At 71.5% G+C, this 15,596-nt stretch carries 12 protein-coding genes and 2 tRNA genes; 10 read left to right on the top strand and 4 right to left on the bottom strand.

Annotated features, from left to right (window positions below; genetic code table 11):
* Positions 1-189: 189 nt before the first annotated feature.
* Positions 190-1,419, top strand: a complete 1,230-nt coding sequence (locus tag ACZ4UX_RS10180; RefSeq protein ID WP_352289197.1) for a PP2C family protein-serine/threonine phosphatase — start codon at positions 190-192, stop codon at positions 1,417-1,419.
* A gap of 541 nt (positions 1,420-1,960) precedes the next feature.
* Positions 1,961-2,155: a hypothetical protein gene (locus ACZ4UX_RS10175; protein ID WP_329487645.1), complete on the top strand. Its 195-nt coding sequence runs from the start codon at positions 1,961-1,963 to the stop codon at positions 2,153-2,155.
* A gap of 62 nt (positions 2,156-2,217) precedes the next feature.
* Here ACZ4UX_RS10175 and ACZ4UX_RS10170 read toward each other — a convergent pair whose 3' ends face one another.
* Positions 2,218-2,958 carry a DUF6348 family protein gene (locus ACZ4UX_RS10170; protein WP_465706266.1) on the bottom strand — a complete coding sequence of 247 codons (741 nt, stop codon included), beginning with the start codon at positions 2,956-2,958 and terminating at the stop codon, positions 2,218-2,220.
* A 260-nt stretch (positions 2,959-3,218) separates the two neighbouring features.
* Here ACZ4UX_RS10170 and ACZ4UX_RS10165 point away from each other — a divergent pair, with 260 nt between their 5' ends.
* Positions 3,219-3,770, top strand: coding sequence for a DUF6197 family protein (locus tag ACZ4UX_RS10165; protein WP_465706265.1), 552 nt, complete (start codon positions 3,219-3,221; stop codon positions 3,768-3,770).
* A 132-nt stretch (positions 3,771-3,902) separates the two neighbouring features.
* On the opposite strand, the gene ACZ4UX_RS10160 is transcribed toward ACZ4UX_RS10165, so the two are convergent.
* Positions 3,903-3,973, bottom strand: a tRNA-Gly gene (locus ACZ4UX_RS10160).
* Positions 3,974-4,116: 143 nt separating this feature from the next.
* Here ACZ4UX_RS10160 and ACZ4UX_RS10155 point away from each other — a divergent pair.
* The 6 genes from ACZ4UX_RS10155 (at position 4,117) to clpX (ending at position 10,699) form a co-directional block, all read left to right on the top strand.
* Positions 4,117-4,190, top strand: a tRNA-Pro gene (locus ACZ4UX_RS10155).
* Positions 4,191-4,353: 163 nt separating this feature from the next.
* Positions 4,354-5,823 (top strand): DHA2 family efflux MFS transporter permease subunit, encoded by a 1,470-nt coding sequence (locus ACZ4UX_RS10150; RefSeq protein ID WP_465706264.1) that lies wholly within the window; start codon positions 4,354-4,356, stop codon positions 5,821-5,823.
* Between the two features lie 255 nt (positions 5,824-6,078).
* Positions 6,079-7,482, top strand: a complete 1,404-nt coding sequence (gene tig / locus ACZ4UX_RS10145) for a trigger factor (RefSeq protein WP_465706263.1) — start codon at positions 6,079-6,081, stop codon at positions 7,480-7,482.
* Positions 7,483-7,789: 307 nt separating this feature from the next.
* Positions 7,790-8,407, top strand: coding sequence for an ATP-dependent Clp protease proteolytic subunit (locus ACZ4UX_RS10140; RefSeq protein ID WP_305067940.1), 618 nt, complete (start codon positions 7,790-7,792; stop codon positions 8,405-8,407).
* A 58-nt stretch (positions 8,408-8,465) separates the two neighbouring features.
* Entirely contained in the window at positions 8,466-9,128 is a 663-nt protein-coding gene (locus ACZ4UX_RS10135) for an ATP-dependent Clp protease proteolytic subunit (protein ID WP_327676905.1), read from the top strand.
* Between the two features lie 281 nt (positions 9,129-9,409).
* Positions 9,410-10,699 (top strand): ATP-dependent Clp protease ATP-binding subunit ClpX, encoded by a 1,290-nt coding sequence (gene clpX / locus ACZ4UX_RS10130; protein ID WP_030397392.1) that lies wholly within the window; start codon positions 9,410-9,412, stop codon positions 10,697-10,699.
* Between the two features lie 79 nt (positions 10,700-10,778).
* On the opposite strand, the gene ACZ4UX_RS10125 is transcribed toward clpX, so the two are convergent.
* Both ACZ4UX_RS10125 and ACZ4UX_RS10120 read right to left on the bottom strand, forming a co-directional pair.
* Positions 10,779-11,591, bottom strand: a complete 813-nt coding sequence (locus tag ACZ4UX_RS10125; RefSeq protein ID WP_329487639.1) for a hypothetical protein — start codon at positions 11,589-11,591, stop codon at positions 10,779-10,781.
* Between the two features lie 97 nt (positions 11,592-11,688).
* Positions 11,689-12,543 carry a hypothetical protein gene (locus ACZ4UX_RS10120; RefSeq protein WP_465706262.1) on the bottom strand — a complete coding sequence of 285 codons (855 nt, stop codon included), beginning with the start codon at positions 12,541-12,543 and terminating at the stop codon, positions 11,689-11,691.
* Positions 12,544-12,755: 212 nt separating this feature from the next.
* Here ACZ4UX_RS10120 and ACZ4UX_RS10115 point away from each other — a divergent pair, with 212 nt between their 5' ends.
* Positions 12,756-15,368, top strand: coding sequence for a valine--tRNA ligase (locus tag ACZ4UX_RS10115; RefSeq protein WP_465706310.1), 2,613 nt, complete (start codon positions 12,756-12,758; stop codon positions 15,366-15,368).
* Positions 15,369-15,596: the final 228 nt, after the last annotated feature.

Genomic DNA, 15,596 nt, shown 5'->3' with positions numbered 1-15,596 from the left:
GCGGGCGCCGCGCCCGGCGCGCGGGTGCGGCCCGCACGGTTCGTACGCCCAACCGGCGTACGCCTCCTGACGCAGCGGCCGACGCCCGCCGCGATCGGCCGAAACCCACTGACGCGCCCGCGCCACGGCGGCGCCGCCCGCGCCCGGGCCGTCGACGCCGACCCGTACCGGTGGATATGGTCGGTCCCCATGGCTGGCAGACCGCCGGGCGAAACGCCCCAGACGACTGCGACGAGGCCCGGCGCCGCCACGGCGCCCGACCCCGTGACGGCCCGGTTGCGCAAGAAGCTCCGCCGGGTCCGCCGAAGGCTGCGCACCGCCGGTGTCGACTACTTCCGCGGCGGCGCCGCCGACTGGCCGGTGCTCTGCGTGCTGGCCCTGCTCGTCCCGCTGCTGATCCTGCTCAACATCTGGATCCCCGCCTGGGTCCCGCCCACCTCCCTGGTCCTGCCGATCCTGGCCGCCGCCCTGCTGCTGCGCCCCGGCAGCCTGGTGGTGCTCTACGCGCTGGCCGCGCTCGGCCTCTCCGCCGAGTCCGTGATCCACACCGGCCAGCGGGTCGCCAGCGCCGATCCGGACGCCTACACCTACGGCGTCACCCCCGGCGCCGCCCTGGTGGTCGGCGCGGCCGGGGTCGGCGGCCTGCTGCTGGCCCAGTTCCGCAGCCGGGTCGGCGTGCCCTGGTGGGGCGGCTCCACGATGCTCTTCGACCTGCGCGAGCGGTTGCGGGTGCAGAGCCGCGTCCCGGAGCTGCCGGACGGCTGGCACGCCGACATGGCGCTGCGCCCGGCCGGCGGGCAGTCCTTCTCCGGGGACTTCGTGGTCGCCGCCCGGACCGGCCCCGCCCAGCGGGTGCTGGAGGTGGTCCTGGCGGACGTCTCGGGCAAGGGCATGGACGCCGGTTCGCGGGCCCTGCTGCTCTCCGGCGCCTTCGGCGGCCTGGTCGGCTCGCTGCCCGCGCACGACTTCCTGCCCGCCGCCAACGGCTACCTGCTCCGCCAGTCCTGGGAGGAGGGCTTCGCCACCGCCGTCCACCTGGTCCTCGACCTGGACACGGGGGAGTACGAGCTCCTCTCGGCGGGCCACCTGCCCGGGATGCAGCGGCTCGCGGGCGCCGGGCGCTGGGAGATCAAGGAGACCACCGAGGGTCCGCTGCTCGGCATCTACGACGGTGCCAAGTTCGAGGGCGTGCGGGGCCGGCTCAACCGCGGCGACGTCCTGATGCTCTGCACCGACGGCATGGTCGAGGCGCCCGGCCGGGACCTCTCGGACGGGATGGACCGGCTGATGGGCGAGGCCGACCGGCTGGTCCCCGGCGGCGGTCCGGGCGCCGGCGCGGGCGCCGCCGCCCGGCTGATCGAGACGGTCGCCCGGGACATCAACGACGACCGCGCCGTCCTGCTGCTCTGGCGCGACTGACGCGCGCGTCCCCGCCGGTCCGGCCCGGGAGGCCCTGACCGGGCCGGTTCCCCCCGACGGGCGGGCGGGCGGTTCCCGGGCACATGCCGCGGGCAGCTGCTGTCAAGCCTGGGAGCTGATCTTCGGCCATTTCCGACCCGCCGTCACCGGAGCGGACCAGCCCGTTCCGGTCCGGCCCGCCGACCGTTCCCCGGCCGCTCAGCGGCGCCCCACCGACGATTCGTCAGAACGGCTCCGCTATCGTCTCGGTCGGCGGAAACTCGTCTCGCATCGCAGGATATCGGCGTTCGGCTGACAGTCAGACCTTTACGCAATCGGCACGGTCGACCACACTGAGTCCGGGCGGGACTGGTCAGGATTCGGGGGATGGGGGCGCCACATGCGGCACGACGGACACCGTCCGGCCGTACCGGACTCTCCTTCCGGCCGCGACACGTCGGACGAACTGCCGTTCCGCCTCGGGACCGTCGGACAGGCCGGGGTCCGGCTTCGCAGGGGTCAGCCGATGGCGCCCCGCTATGAAACGAGGAAGTGAGTCCGGGTGGCACTCTCCGTCTCCGCACTGGTCCTGTTCGGCGTCATCTGCTTCATCTTCATCCGCAACAAGCAACTGAAGGTCGGGCACGCGATCCTGGCCGCCCTGTTCGGCTTCATGCTCAACCAGAGCACGGCCGCCAAGCCGATCCAGGACTTCCTGAGCCAGATCGCCAAGAGCATCTCCAACATCGCCAGCTGACCCCCGGCCCCGGCCGGGGCCCCGAGAGCGGGTTCAGTGGGGGAGGAGGCCGGCCGTCCGGGTCACCGGTCGGCCCGTCTGGCCTGCCGCCAGCGGGCGAACAGCCCGCGGGCCCGGGCCGCCGCCAGGGCCCGCGGCCGAACCGTGACGGGCGCCGCCACGCCCGTCGGCGCGGTCGTCACCACCGCCGTGTCCGGGGCCGTCAGCAGCACGAACAGCCGTGCCCAGCACAGCCGTTCGCCGCGCGGCCAGTCCAGCGCGCGCAGCGCCGCCGACGCGGCCTCCGACACCTCGCCGTTGACCCGGACCTCGGCGACGTCGTCCCCCGCCTTGCCGCCGAGGAAGAGCTTCACCCCGTTCAACTGCCGCCCGGCCAGGTCCGGCAGCAGCGCGGGCGCCAGGGCGGGCAGCACCCGGTGCTCCGCCAGCCAGCCGGCCAGCCGTTCGTTGCCGAAGCCGAACACCGCCGCCGGCCCCTGCACGGCGTGCCAGCCGGGCAGTTCCGCGTGATCGGCGTGGTCGGCGTACTCGCCGCGGCGTTCCCGCAGTTCGACCAGCGCCGCCGCGGTGGTGGTCGCCCACATCCGCACCGCGTTGTCGAGCTTCTCCTCCTCGGTCTTGCCGAGGCCGGCCGAGCAGTCCCAGACCACCGGCGCGTCCGCCCGGCCCAGCCGCAGCACGAAGCCCAGGTCGACGTGGCCGGCGCCGTCGATGCCGGGGTGCTCCCGGACGGCCACCGCGGTGGTGCCCGGACCGCGCACCACCTCGCCGTCGACGGTGAATTCCTGCCCGAAGCGTGCCATTTCCCGGACCACAGAGCGCTGTATGACGGCCAGTCGGTCCTGGGGACGCACCGGACACTCCTCCACCCTCGGGTTCGCAGCGTTCTCGAACTGCTCTCGAACTACTTTCGAACGCCGCCGAGGCTATCGGCCCGGAGCCCTGCCGGGAAACCGAAGCGGACCGCCGCCCGTCGGCGTGAGCCCGGCTCTCCGGTCGCAGAAATGTCCCTTATGCACCATTTTGGGTAGCGGCAACCGTAGGCCACCGCCTGGAGAACCGCATGCCCCGCACCGACCTGACGCCCGCTCCGCCGCTGCTCACCCCGGACGGCACCGGCCTGGTCGCCGAGATCGAGGCGTACCTCGCCACGCTGCCCGCTCCGGCGCGCGCTCCGGCGCCCTACCTCCGGCCGCCGTACGTCTGCCCGCTCGGCTCGACCGTGCAGCCGTGGCACGCCGGCCACCCCTCGCCCCGGGCCACGCTGCTGGACCGCGCGCTGCGCCGGCCGCCCCGTCCGGTGCCGGTGAGCGCCGCCGAGCACCTGCGGCTGGCCTCCCGCTACATCGGCGCGGCCGGCTGGCTGCAGGGCGCGATGTGGGACGGCGCCGGCCGGGTCTGCCTGCTCGGCGCCCAGGCCGCCGTCCTCGCCCACGGCTACGGGACCCCGGACACCGTCCGCACCGCCCGGACGCAGCTGATGGAGGTGCTGCACGCCACCGGCCGGCCCGCGGCCTCCCCGGACGAGTACAACGACCGGCCCACCACCCGGCAGGCCGACGTCCACCAGCTGCTCGACCGGGCGGCGGCCCGCGCCGGACGGCTCGGCCTCTGACGGACCGCCGGGCGGCCCCGGTGTCGACGGGCGGTGCCGGGTGCCGACGGGCGGCGCCGGGTGCTGACGGGAGGCCGGGAAACGCGACGGCCCCGGCATGACGGTGACGTCGTGCCGGGGCCGGGCGGTCGGAGCGGGTGACGAGAATCGAACTCGCGTGACTAGTTTGGAAGACTAGGGCTCTACCATTGAGCTACACCCGCGCGATCCTCCGGCCGTCGCCGGACGGAAGGTCGGGAACAGCGTACCTGGTCCGGTCGCCCGAGCGCACACCACATTCGTTCCGGGGCCCCGGATATGTCGCCGACCGGGCGGGGCCCGGCGTGTACGCTTCCTCTCGGCACCACGGGGTGTGGCGCAGTTTGGTAGCGCGTCCGCTTTGGGAGCGGAAGGCCGTCGGTTCGAATCCGGTCACCCCGACAGTGCGGCAGGGTCTCGTCCTCGGCGGGGCCCTGTTGGCGTCTCCGGGGGTTCCGAGGGGTCCGGTCGCCGGCCCGGGGGCGCGGAAGATCGGGCCTGTTGTCCTTTTCGGCCCGGTCCGGCATGGTGAATGGTTGACCTTTCACCAAATGCTGGAGCCCGGATGAGCCCGATGAGGATGAACCCCAAGATCGCGGTCGGAGTCGTCTTCGTCGCCTCGCTCTTCATGTCGATCATGGACACCACGATCGTCAACGTCGCCCTGCCGGCGATCGGCCGGGAGTTCGGCACCGATCCGGCCGGGGTCGGCGTGATCAACGTCGGGTACCTGGTCAGCCTGGCCGTCTTCGTCCCGCTCTCCGGCTGGCTGGGGGACCGCTTCGGCACCAAGCGGGTCTTCCTCGCCTCGCTCGCCCTGTTCACCGTCGCCTCGCTGCTCTGCGGCGCGGCCGGCTCGATGACCTCGCTCACCCTCTACCGGATCCTCCAGGGCGCGGCCGGCGGCCTGCTCACCCCGGTCGGGATGACCATGCTCTTCCGCGCCTTCCCGCAGGAGGAGCGGATGCGGGCGACCCGCATCCTGATGCTGCCCACCGCCGTCGCGCCGGCCGCCGGGCCGGTGCTCGGCGGCTGGCTGGTGGACGGCTGGTCCTGGCACTGGGTCTTCATCGTCAACGTGCCGGTCGGCCTCGCCGCCCTGGTCTTCGGGCTGCTCGCGCTGCCGGACTACCGCGCCGAGCGGGCCGGGCGCTTCGACGCGGCCGGCTTCCTGCTCTCCGCCGTCGGCTTCGGCGCCGCGATGTACGCGCTCTCCGAGGGCGCGTCGCAGGGCTGGGGGAGCGCGCGGATCGTGGCCTCCGCGCTCGTCGGCGGCTGCGCGCTGGCGGCCCTGGTCGTGGTCGAGCTGCGCCTGCCCGAGCCGATGCTCGACCTGCGGCTCTTCCGGGACCGCATCTTCCGCACCACCAACCTGCTCTCGCTCTTCTCCGGCGCCGCCTTCCTCGGCATGCTCTACCTCTTCCCGCTGCTGATGCAGGACGCGCTCGGCATGGACGCCCTGCACAGCGGTCTGATGGTCTTCCCCGAGGCGCTCGGGGTGATGCTCGCCTCCCAGATCGCGAGCCGCCTCTACCCGAGGATCGGCCCGCGCCGGATCCTGGCCACCGGCTCCGCCGTGGTGGCCTGCTGCCTGGCCCTGATGGCCACGATCGGGCCGGACAGCAACCTCTGGGCGGTCCGCGCCCTGATGTTCGTCACCGGGTACGCGATGTCGCACGTCTTCATGCCCTCGCAGACCGCCGCCTTCGCCACGATCAGCGCCCGTGACACCGGGGCCGCCTCCACCCTCTACAACGCGCAGCGCCAGCTCGGCTCCGCGCTCGGGGTCGCGGTGCTCGGCACCGTGCTGACGGCCGTGGGGGCCGTCACCGTGAACGCCTCGGGTACGCCCGTGGCGAACCTCGCCGCCTACCGGGCGGCCTTCCTCACCGCTGCCGGCCTGGCGCTGGCGGCGGCCGCGATCGCCTTGCTGGTACGGGATTCCGACGCCGCCGCCACCATGCGCGCGGTACCGGCCGGGGGTACCGGCGAGGGGGCGGCGGAATCCGTCGCGGAGCCCGTCGGGAAGGGCTGAGCGACCCCCGGCGGCGACGTCCTGGCGTCCGCCTTTCGTGGTACCGGTAGGATGGGGCGCTGGCGGTAGTCCCTGTGGCGTCAACCCAGGTCAACCGCACGAGGGCGAGGAGTCACGCTCACCGTCCACCCCCCACGGGAGATGCAGCTCCAACCGCCCATCGCCCGTCTCGCCCGACCCGCCCGCACCGGCCCAGGCCGGCGTCGATGGGGAGGGCGGAGGCAACCTGACCGCAAGCCCATAGGAGACCAAACCGTGAAGAGCGCCGTCGAGACTCTGAACCCGACCCGGGTTCGACTCACCGTCGAGGTGCCCTTCGAGGAGCTCAAGCCCAGCCTCGACGCGGCGTACAAGAAGATCAACCAGCAGGTCTCGGTCCCGGGCTTCCGCAAGGGCAAGATCCCGAACCGTGTCATCGACCAGCGTTTCGGTCGTGGCGCCGTGCTGGAGGAGGCCGTCAACGACGCCCTCCCGCGCTTCTACACGCAGGCCGTCGACGAGGGCAAGATCGAGGTCCTCGGCCAGCCCGACATCACCAACATCGAGGGTGTCGAGACGATCGCCGACGGCGGTGACCTGAAGTTCACCGCCGAGGTCGACATTCGTCCCGAGATCACCCTTCCGGACTTCTCGACCATCGAGGTCACCGTCGACCCGATCGTGGTCACCGACGAGGACGTCGACAAGTCGCTGGAGCAGCTGCGCGAGCGCTTCTCCTCGGTCAAGGACGTCGAGCGCGCCGCGGCCGCCGGCGACATCGTGGTCGTCGACCTGGAGGCCAAGGTCGACGGCGAGGTGCCGGAGGACGGCATCGCCAAGGCCGTCAGCTACGAGATCGGCTCCGGCCGTCTGATCGACGGCATCGACGACGCCGTCGTCGGCCTGGAGGCCGGTGGCACCACCACCTTCTCCACCGAGCTCAAGGGCGGCACCCAGGCGGGCAAGACCTCCGAGGTCACCGTCACCGTCACCGCCGTCCAGGAGAAGGAGCTCCCCGAGCTGGACGACGAGTTCGCCCAGCTGGCCAGCGAGTTCGACTCGCTGGAGGAGCTGCGCGGCGACTCCCGCAAGCGCCTGGAGCGCATGAAGGAGTACGACCAGGCCACCCAGGCCCAGGAGAAGGTGCTCGACGCGCTGCTGGCGCTGGTCGAGATCGAGTTCCCGGAGAAGCTCCTCAAGGACGAGATCGAGACCCGCAAGCACAACCTGGAGCACCACCAGCTGGAGCCGATGGGCCTCAACCTCGCGACCTACCTGGAGACCCAGGGCAAGACCGAGGAGGAGTTCCTCGCGGAGACCGAGGAGCAGGCGAAGAAGGGCATCAAGACCCAGTTCGTCCTGGACCAGATCGTCGCCGACGAGGAGCTGGGCGTCGACCAGCAGGAGCTCACCGAGCACCTCATCCGCCGCGCCGCCGGCTCGGGCCTGACCCCGGACCAGTTCGCGCAGCAGGTCGTCCAGGGTGGCCAGGTGCCGCTGCTGGTCGGCGAGGTCGCCCGCGGCAAGGCGCTCGCCACCGTGGTCGAGGCCGCCAAGGTCGTCGACACCGAGGGCAACGAGATCAACTTCGACGACGACGAGACCGACGAGTCGGCCGAGACCGTCGCCGCCGAGGCGCCGGCCGCCGAGGCCGACGCCGAGGAGAAGACCGAGGCCTGACCGCCCCGGTCCAACTGACGCAGTAGCGGGCCCGGACGCCGTACGCGGCGTCCGGGCCCGTCGCGTTCCCCGGCCGACCGCGTTCCCCGCCGGTCGCGGCGGCCGGCCGCCCCGGCCGCGCCGTGAACCCTGCGCTCACAGCGAACAGTTCGGCGTGAGGGATTCTGCGGCCCGGCCTGCGCGTTAGGGTCCTTGGACAGCAACAATCACACCGTGATACCCGGAAGCTGTGCGACACCGTGAGGGCCGTGGCACGGCCCTCCAAATCGACTGAGCAGGTGGCTAAGTGACGTTCCCGCAGATGCAGATGCCTGGCCCGATGGCGCCGCACGCCGCCTCTGGTGACGTGCTCGGCGGCCTGGGCGACCAGGTCTACAACCGGCTGCTCAACGAGCGGATCATCTTCCTCGGCCAGCAGGTCGACGACGACATCGCCAACAAGATCACCGCCCAGCTGCTCCTGCTGGCCGCGGACCCGGACAAGGACATCTTCCTCTACATCAACTCCCCGGGCGGCTCGATCTCGGCCGGCATGGCGATCTACGACACCATGCAGTACATCAAGAACGACGTCGTCACCATCGCGATGGGCATGGCCGCCTCGATGGGCCAGTTCCTGCTGACCGCCGGCGCCAAGGGCAAGCGCTTCTCGCTGCCGAACGCCAACATCCTGATGCACCAGCCGTCCGCCGGTCTCGGCGGCTCGGCCACGGACATCCGCATCCAGGCGGAGCAGCTGCTCCGCACCAAGAAGCGGATGTCCGAGCTGATCGCCTTCCACAGCGGCCAGTCCTTCGAGCAGATCACCGCGGACTCCGACCGCGACCGCTGGTTCACGCCCGAGGAGGCCCTGGAGTACGGCCTGATCGACGCGATCATGCACAGCGCCGCGGACGTCCCCGGCGGCGGCGGCACGGGCGCCTGAGCCTCGGCCCGGCTCCCACGAGACCACAGCCACAACGCTCCGGAGGACTAGAACCCCCATGAACATCCCCAGCCTGTCCAGCGCCAAGGCACGCGTCGAGGACATGCGCGCCGAGGGCCGCTACATCGTCCCGCGCTTCGTCGAGCGCACCTCGCAGGGCATCCGTGAGTACGACCCGTACGCCAAGCTGTTCGAGGAGCGCATCATCTTCCTCGGCTCGCAGGTCGACGACGTCTCCGCGAACGACATCATGGCTCAGCTGCTCTGCCTGGAGTCGATGGACCCGGACCGCGAGATCCAGATGTACATCAACTCGCCCGGTGGCTCGTTCACGGCGCTGACGGCCATCTACGACACCATGCAGTACGTGAAGCCGGACATCACCACCGTCTGCATGGGCCAGGCCGCCTCCGCCGCCGCCGTGCTGCTCGCGGCCGGCACCCCCGGCAAGCGGATGGCGCTGCCGAACGCCCGCATCCTGATCCACCAGCCGTACACCGAGACCGGCCGCGGCCAGGTCTCGGACCTGGAGATCCAGGCCCGCGAGATCTTCCGGATGCGCGAGCAGCTGGAGGAGATGCTCTCCAAGCACTCCAACAAGTCGGTGGAGCAGGTCCGCGACGACATCGAGCGCGACAAGATCCTCACGGCCGAGGAGGCCGTCGAGTACGGTCTGGTCGACCTCGTCATCTCCACCCGCAAGGCCTCGCTGACCTCCTGAGGCCGGCACTCTCCCGCCCTGCCCCGTGGGGGCGGGGCGAAGCTCCCGGGCGGGGCGCGCAAGGAGTCGCGCGCCCCGCCCCCGGCGCATCGGCGGCGCGGCCGCCGGCATCTGTTCGGTATCAATTCGCCCAGGGCGTAGGGCAGACCTGGCGAAGAGGACGGAATCAGGGGCCCGGCAGAGTACCGTCGGATAGCGAGACCGGGCGCCGTCGGCGTGTACGGTCCACAGCACCAGGCCCCGGAACCCCCGCGGGGCCCCTGGCGAAGGGGAAGCACCTCGTGGCACGCATCGGAGACGGTGGCGACCTGCTCAAGTGCTCGTTCTGCGGCAAGTCGCAGAAGCAGGTGAAGAAGCTGATCGCCGGCCCAGGCGTGTACATCTGCGACGAGTGCATCGACCTGTGCAACGAGATCATCGAGGAGGAGCTCGCCGAGACCTCCGAGGTGCGTTTCGAGGAGCTCCCGAAGCCGCGCGAGATCTACGAGTTCCTGGACCAGTACGTGGTCGGCCAGGACCTCGCCAAGAAGGCGCTGTCGGTGGCGGTGTACAACCACTACAAGCGCGTGCAGGCGGGCGAGGCCGGCCGCAGCGGCGGCAACGGCCGTGAGGACGCCATCGAGCTGGCGAAGTCCAACATCCTGCTGCTCGGCCCGACCGGCTCCGGCAAGACGCTGCTCGCGCAGACGCTGGCCCGGATGCTGAACGTGCCGTTCGCGATCGCCGACGCCACCGCGCTGACCGAGGCCGGGTACGTCGGCGAGGACGTCGAGAACATCCTGCTGAAGCTGATCCAGGCGGCCGACTACGACGTCAAGAAGGCCGAGACCGGGATCATCTACATCGACGAGATCGACAAGGTCGCCCGCAAGAGCGAGAACCCGTCGATCACCCGGGACGTCTCCGGCGAGGGCGTGCAGCAGGCCCTGCTGAAGATCCTGGAGGGCACCACCGCCTCGGTGCCGCCGCAGGGCGGGCGCAAGCACCCGCACCAGGAGTTCATCCAGATCGACACCACCAACGTGCTGTTCATCGTGGGTGGCGCGTTCGCCGGCCTGGAGCGGATCATCGAGGGCCGCGCGGGTGCCAAGGGCATCGGCTTCGGCGCGAACATCCGCTCCAAGCGGGAGCAGGACGCCAGCGACCACTTCCGTCAGGTGATGCCGGAGGACCTGGTCAAGTTCGGCATGATCCCGGAGTTCATCGGTCGCCTCCCGGTGATCACCAGCGTGCACAACCTCGACCGCGAGGCGCTGCTGCAGATCCTCACCGAGCCGAAGAACGCGCTGGTCAAGCAGTACCGCAAGCTCTTCGAACTGGACGGCGTCGAGCTGGAGTTCTCCCGCGACGCGCTGGAGGCCATCGCCGACCAGGCGATCCTGCGCGGCACCGGCGCGCGCGGCTTGCGGGCCATCATGGAGGAGGTGCTGATGTCCGTGATGTACGAGGTGCCCTCGCGTCAGGACGTCGCCCGCGTGGTGGTCACCGGGGACGTCGTCTCCAAGCACGCCATCCCCACGCTCGTCCCGCGTGACATGATCAAGCGGGAGCGGCGCGACAAGAGCGCCTGACCTTCCGCGTGAAAGGGCCCCCGGAGACCGTCGGTCGGTCTCCGGGGGCCCTCGCGTTCCGCGCCGCGGGCGGAGGAGGTTACTTCGCCACCTCGGCGACCGCGCGCAGGTCGCGGGCGTCGGCCGCGAGCTTCTCCAGGTCCGGCGCCTTGCCGTCCTCGGGCGCCTGCATCAGCAGCACCAGGGTGCTGTTGTCGGCCCAGGCGCAGATGCCCAGGTCGGTGCCGGACTGGGTGGCCTTGGCGCACTCCATGGTGCCGCCCTTGGAGCCGGCGTCGACCGCGTGCCGGTCGGTGACGGCGGGGCCGCCGGACGAGAAGCCCTTGAACATGGCGTCCAGCTCCTGCTTCGGGAGCAGCACCTTGCCGTAGCCGCCGACGACGATGAGCTGGGGCTCCTCCGAGGAGTCCTGGTAGACGGCGCTGACGCCGGTCGGGTTCCAGGCGCCGTCGCCCTTGCCGAACTCGGAGGTGATCTCCTTCTCCATCGCGTCGGCGATCTCGTTGTCGGTGTCCTTCGTGAGGTCCTTGAAGGTGGCCGGCAGGACGATCTTCTGGGTGCCCGCGTTGGACGTCACGTCGAAGACGAAGTAGGCGAGACCGCCGCCGATCAGCGCCAGCACGCCGACGAACACGCCGAGCAGGATCCAGAGCGTCTTGCGGGACTTGCGCGGCGGAACCGGGGCGTACGCGCCGTAGCCCGGGTAGCCGGGCTGGCCCTCCGCCGGCGGGAAGCCGGGCGGCGTGCCCTGCGGCGGGACGGCGCCCCAGGCCTGGTCGGCCGGGGGCGGCGGGGGCGTCGCGCCGTAGCCGGGCTGGGGCGGCACGGGAGCGCCGCCCTGGGGCTGTCCGGCGGGCGGCGGCGGGGCTCCGTACGGGGTCTGATCGGTCACGATGGCCCTTTCTGGGGACGGGAGGGGACGGGACGGCGGACGTGACGCACTCCCACCCGGAGCCGGGTGGCAGGTGTGAGGGTGAGCGGCGCCGGGGCTACTTGGTGACGACCATGGCGGAGCGGATCGCCCGGGTCTTCTCGGCGGCCTGGGCCGGGGTGAGCGCGGTCTGGGCGGCGCCGGTGAGGCTGGCCTTCAGGAAGGAGACCCGGGCCGTGGTCGACTTGTCGGCCCAGATGCAGACGGTGGACTGCGACTTGCCGCCGAGCACGCCGTAGACGCCGCAGGAGAGCTTGGCCGAGGAGTTGTGGCTGTCCTGGGCCGGGAACTCCGCCAGCGGGGTGGTCCAGCTGCCGCCCTCACCGGGCTTCTCGGAGTCCTTCATGATCTTGTCCGGGTCGTCGAGGTTCCCGTAGACGCCGATCACGCTGATGGTGTCCAGCGGGTCCGCGCCCTTGGCGTAGCTGGCGACCAGCACGTGCAGGTCGGTGCCGAGCTTGGAGGTCTCGGCCTTGCTCGGGTCGGCGGCCTGCTCCTTGGCGGACTTCTGGGTGTAGCCGTCCGGCAGCGACTGGGCGGCGGTGATCTTGTACTTCCCGCCGGTGTCCCCGCCGAGGACCTTGTAGAGGCCGAAGCCGCCGCCGCCCAGCACCAGGGCCCCGATCACCAGACCGACCACCAGCCCGGCCCTGCTCTTCTTCGGCGGCGGCGCGACCGGGTAGCCGGGCGCGCCGTACGGGGCCTGCGGCGCCGCCGCGCCGTAGGGCGGCTGCGGGGCGCCGTACGGGGGCTGGGGCGCGCCGTACTGCGGGGCCGGGGCCCCCTGCTGCGGATAGCCGTACTGCTGCGGCGGCTGGCCGTAGGGCGGCTGCGGCTGCGGTGCGCCGTAGGGCTGCGGTGCCCCGTACGGCTGCGGCTGACCCTGCGGATACTGCTGACCCTGGCCGTACATCTGCCTGTGCTCCCCCGCCGCACCCGCGGCCTGTCGTGATGAAGTCCTCCGTGTCCCTACCAAGGACCGGACGATTGTGCGGGCACGTTATCGCACAGGGCCGACGGCCCGCCCGGGCCGGGCGCGAGGGGCCCGGACCGAAAGCGGTTCGTAACCCACGTCCCCAGGTACGTAAACTGTGCGTCGTGACCGACACCACGAACCAGCGCCCTGTGAGCACTCACGCCGGGGACGACGCAGCCACCCTCCCGACGACCTACGCTCCGGCGGACGTAGAGGGCGAGCTGTACGAGCGCTGGGTAGAGCGCGGTTACTTCACGGCCGACGCCAAGAGCGACAAGCCCCCGTACACCATCGTCATCCCGCCGCCGAACGTCACGGGCAGCCTCCACCTGGGCCACGCCTTCGAGCACACGCTGATCGACGCCCTCGTCCGCCGCAAGCGGATGCAGGGCTACGAGGCCCTCTGGCAGCCCGGCATGGACCACGCCGGCATCGCCACCCAGAACGTCGTCGAGCGCGAGCTGGCCAAGGAGGGCAAGTCCCGCCACGACCTCGGCCGGGAGGCCTTCGTCGACCGGGTCTGGCAGTGGAAGGCGGAGTCCGGCGGCCAGATCTCCGGTCAGATGCGCCGCCTCGGCGACGGCGTGGACTGGTCCCGCGAGCGCTTCACCATGGACGAGGGGCTCTCCCAGGCCGTCCAGACCATCTTCAAGAAGCTCTTCGACGACGAGCTGATCTACCGCGCCGAGCGCATCATCAACTGGTGCCCGCGCTGCCTCACCGCGATCTCGGACATCGAGGTGGAGTACCAGGACGACGACGGCGAGCTCGTCTCCATCCGCTACGGCGAGGGCGACGCCTCGATCGTCGTCGCCACCACCCGGGCCGAGACGATGCTCGGCGACACCGCCGTCGCGGTCCACCCGGAGGACGAGCGCTACCGCCACCTGGTCGGCACCGAGATCGAGCTGCCGCTGACCGGCCGCCGCATCCCGGTCGTCGCCGACGCCCACGTCGACCCGGAGTTCGGCACCGGCGCCGTCAAGGTGACGCCGGCCCACGACCCGAACGACTTCGAGATCGGCCAGCGCCACGGCCTGCCGTCGATCGCCGTCATGGACGAGCACGCGGTCATCACCGTGCACGGCCCGTTCCAGGGCCTGGACCGGCTGGAGGCCCGCTCGGCCATCGTCGGCGCGCTGCGCGCCGAGGGCCGGATCGTGGCGGAGAAGCGGCCGTACGTCCACTCGGTCGGCCACTGCTCGCGCTGCAAGACCACCATCGAGCCGCGGCTGTCCATGCAGTGGTGGGTCAAGGTCGGCCCGCTCGCCCAGGCCGCGGGCGACGCGGTCCGCGACGGCAAGGTCAAGATCCACCCGCAGGAGATGGAGAAGCGCTACTTCGACTGGGTCGACAACCTCCACGACTGGTGCATCTCGCGCCAGCTCTGGTGGGGCCACCGGATCCCGGTCTGGTACGGCCCGGCCGGCGAGATCGTCTGCGTCGGCCCGGACGAGCAGCCGCCGACCGGTGAGGGCTGGCACCAGGACACCGACGTCCTGGACACTTGGTTCTCCTCCGGCCTGTGGCCCTTCTCCACCCTCGGCTGGCCCGAGCAGACCGACAGCCTGGCGAAGTTCTACCCGAACGCCGTCCTGGTGACCGGCTACGACATCCTCTTCTTCTGGGTCGCCCGGATGATGATGTTCGGCCTCTACGCGATGGACGGCACCCCGCCGTTCCACACCATCGCGCTGCACGGCATGGTCCGTGACCAGAACGGCAAGAAGATGTCGAAGTCCTTCGGCAACGTGGTGAACCCGCTGGACTGGATGGACAAGTACGGCTCCGACGCGCTGCGCTTCACGCTGGCCCGCGGCGCCAACCCGGGCGTCGACGTCCCGATCGGCGAGGACTGGGTCCAGGCGGCCCGCAACTTCGCCAACAAGATCTGGAACGCCACCCGCTTCGCGCTGATGAACGGCGCCACCGTCGAGGGCCCGCTGCCCGCGCCGGAGGAGCTGACCGCGGCCGACCGCTGGATCCTGTCCCGGCTGAACAGCACGGTCGCCGAGGTGGACGCGCTCTACGAGGACTACCAGTTCTCCAAGCTGTCCGAGGCGCTCTACCACTTCGCCTGGGACGAGGTCTTCGACTGGTACGTCGAGCTCTCCAAGACCACCCTCGCCAAGGGCGGCCCGCAGGCCGACGCCGTGCGCCGGGTGCTCGGCGAGGTCCTGGACGTCACGCTGCGGCTGCTCCACCCGATCGTCCCGTTCGTCACCGAGACCCTGTGGACGACGCTCACCGGCGCCGAGTCGGTGGTCATCGCCGACTGGCCGGCGGACAGCGGCTACCGCGACGCGGCGGCCGAGGCCGAGATCGCCACGCTCCAGCAGGTGGTCACCGAGGTCCGGCGCTTCCGCACCGACCAGGGCCTGAAGCCGGGTCAGCGGGTCCCGGCCCGGCTGGAGGTGGCCGGTACCGTGCTGGCCGTCCACGAGGACGCGATCCGCTCGCTGCTGCGGCTGACCGCTCCCGAGGAGGGCTTCTCGGCCACCGCCTCGCTCCCGGTCGCGGGCGCGACCGTGCTGCTGGACCTCTCCGGCACCATCGACGTCGCGGCGGAGCGCAAGCGCCTCGCCAAGGACCTCGCGGCCGCCGAGAAGGAGAAGGCCCAGACGGCCGGCAAGCTCGGCAACGAGGCGTTCCTCGCCAAGGCGCCGGACGACGTGGTCGCCAAGATCCGGACCCGTCAGGAGGCCGCCGAGGCCGACATCGTCCGGATCACCGCTCAGCTCGCGGCGCTGCCGCAGGCCTGACCGGCCGGCTCACCAGGGGCCGCACTCCGCCGACGCGGGGTGCGGCCCCTCGGCGTTCGCGCGGACTTTCGGCCGGGCGCCGGCCGGGCCGGCGGGAGCGGTCCGGCCGGCCGCTCCGGCCGAACGCTGAAATCGGCCCTCTAATAGCCCAGTGCCATTGCTCTGTTCCGGCGAATATTCATCATGGACCGGGTGAAGTCCTTTTCCGCCCGAATTCATTCCGGTCTT

Source organism: Kitasatospora sp. NPDC028961 (assembly GCF_055564815.1).
The sequence above is the reverse complement of the archived record's forward strand: the minus strand, read 5'-3'. Positions and strand labels throughout refer to the sequence as shown.

Coding starts and splice junctions, on each gene's coding strand:
- ACZ4UX_RS10140 (WP_305067940.1), top strand. CDS start 7,790: ATGCCTGGCCCGATGGCGCCGCACGCCGCCTCTGGTGACGTGCTCGGC.
- ACZ4UX_RS10150 (WP_465706264.1), top strand. CDS start 4,354: ATGAGCCCGATGAGGATGAACCCCAAGATCGCGGTCGGAGTCGTCTTC.
- ACZ4UX_RS10170 (WP_465706266.1), bottom strand. CDS start 2,958: ATGGCACGCTTCGGGCAGGAATTCACCGTCGACGGCGAGGTGGTGCGC.
- ACZ4UX_RS10165 (WP_465706265.1), top strand. CDS start 3,219: ATGCCCCGCACCGACCTGACGCCCGCTCCGCCGCTGCTCACCCCGGAC.
- ACZ4UX_RS10120 (WP_465706262.1), bottom strand. CDS start 12,543: ATGTACGGCCAGGGTCAGCAGTATCCGCAGGGTCAGCCGCAGCCGTAC.
- ACZ4UX_RS10180 (WP_352289197.1), top strand. CDS start 190: ATGGCTGGCAGACCGCCGGGCGAAACGCCCCAGACGACTGCGACGAGG.
- ACZ4UX_RS10135 (WP_327676905.1), top strand. CDS start 8,466: ATGAACATCCCCAGCCTGTCCAGCGCCAAGGCACGCGTCGAGGACATG.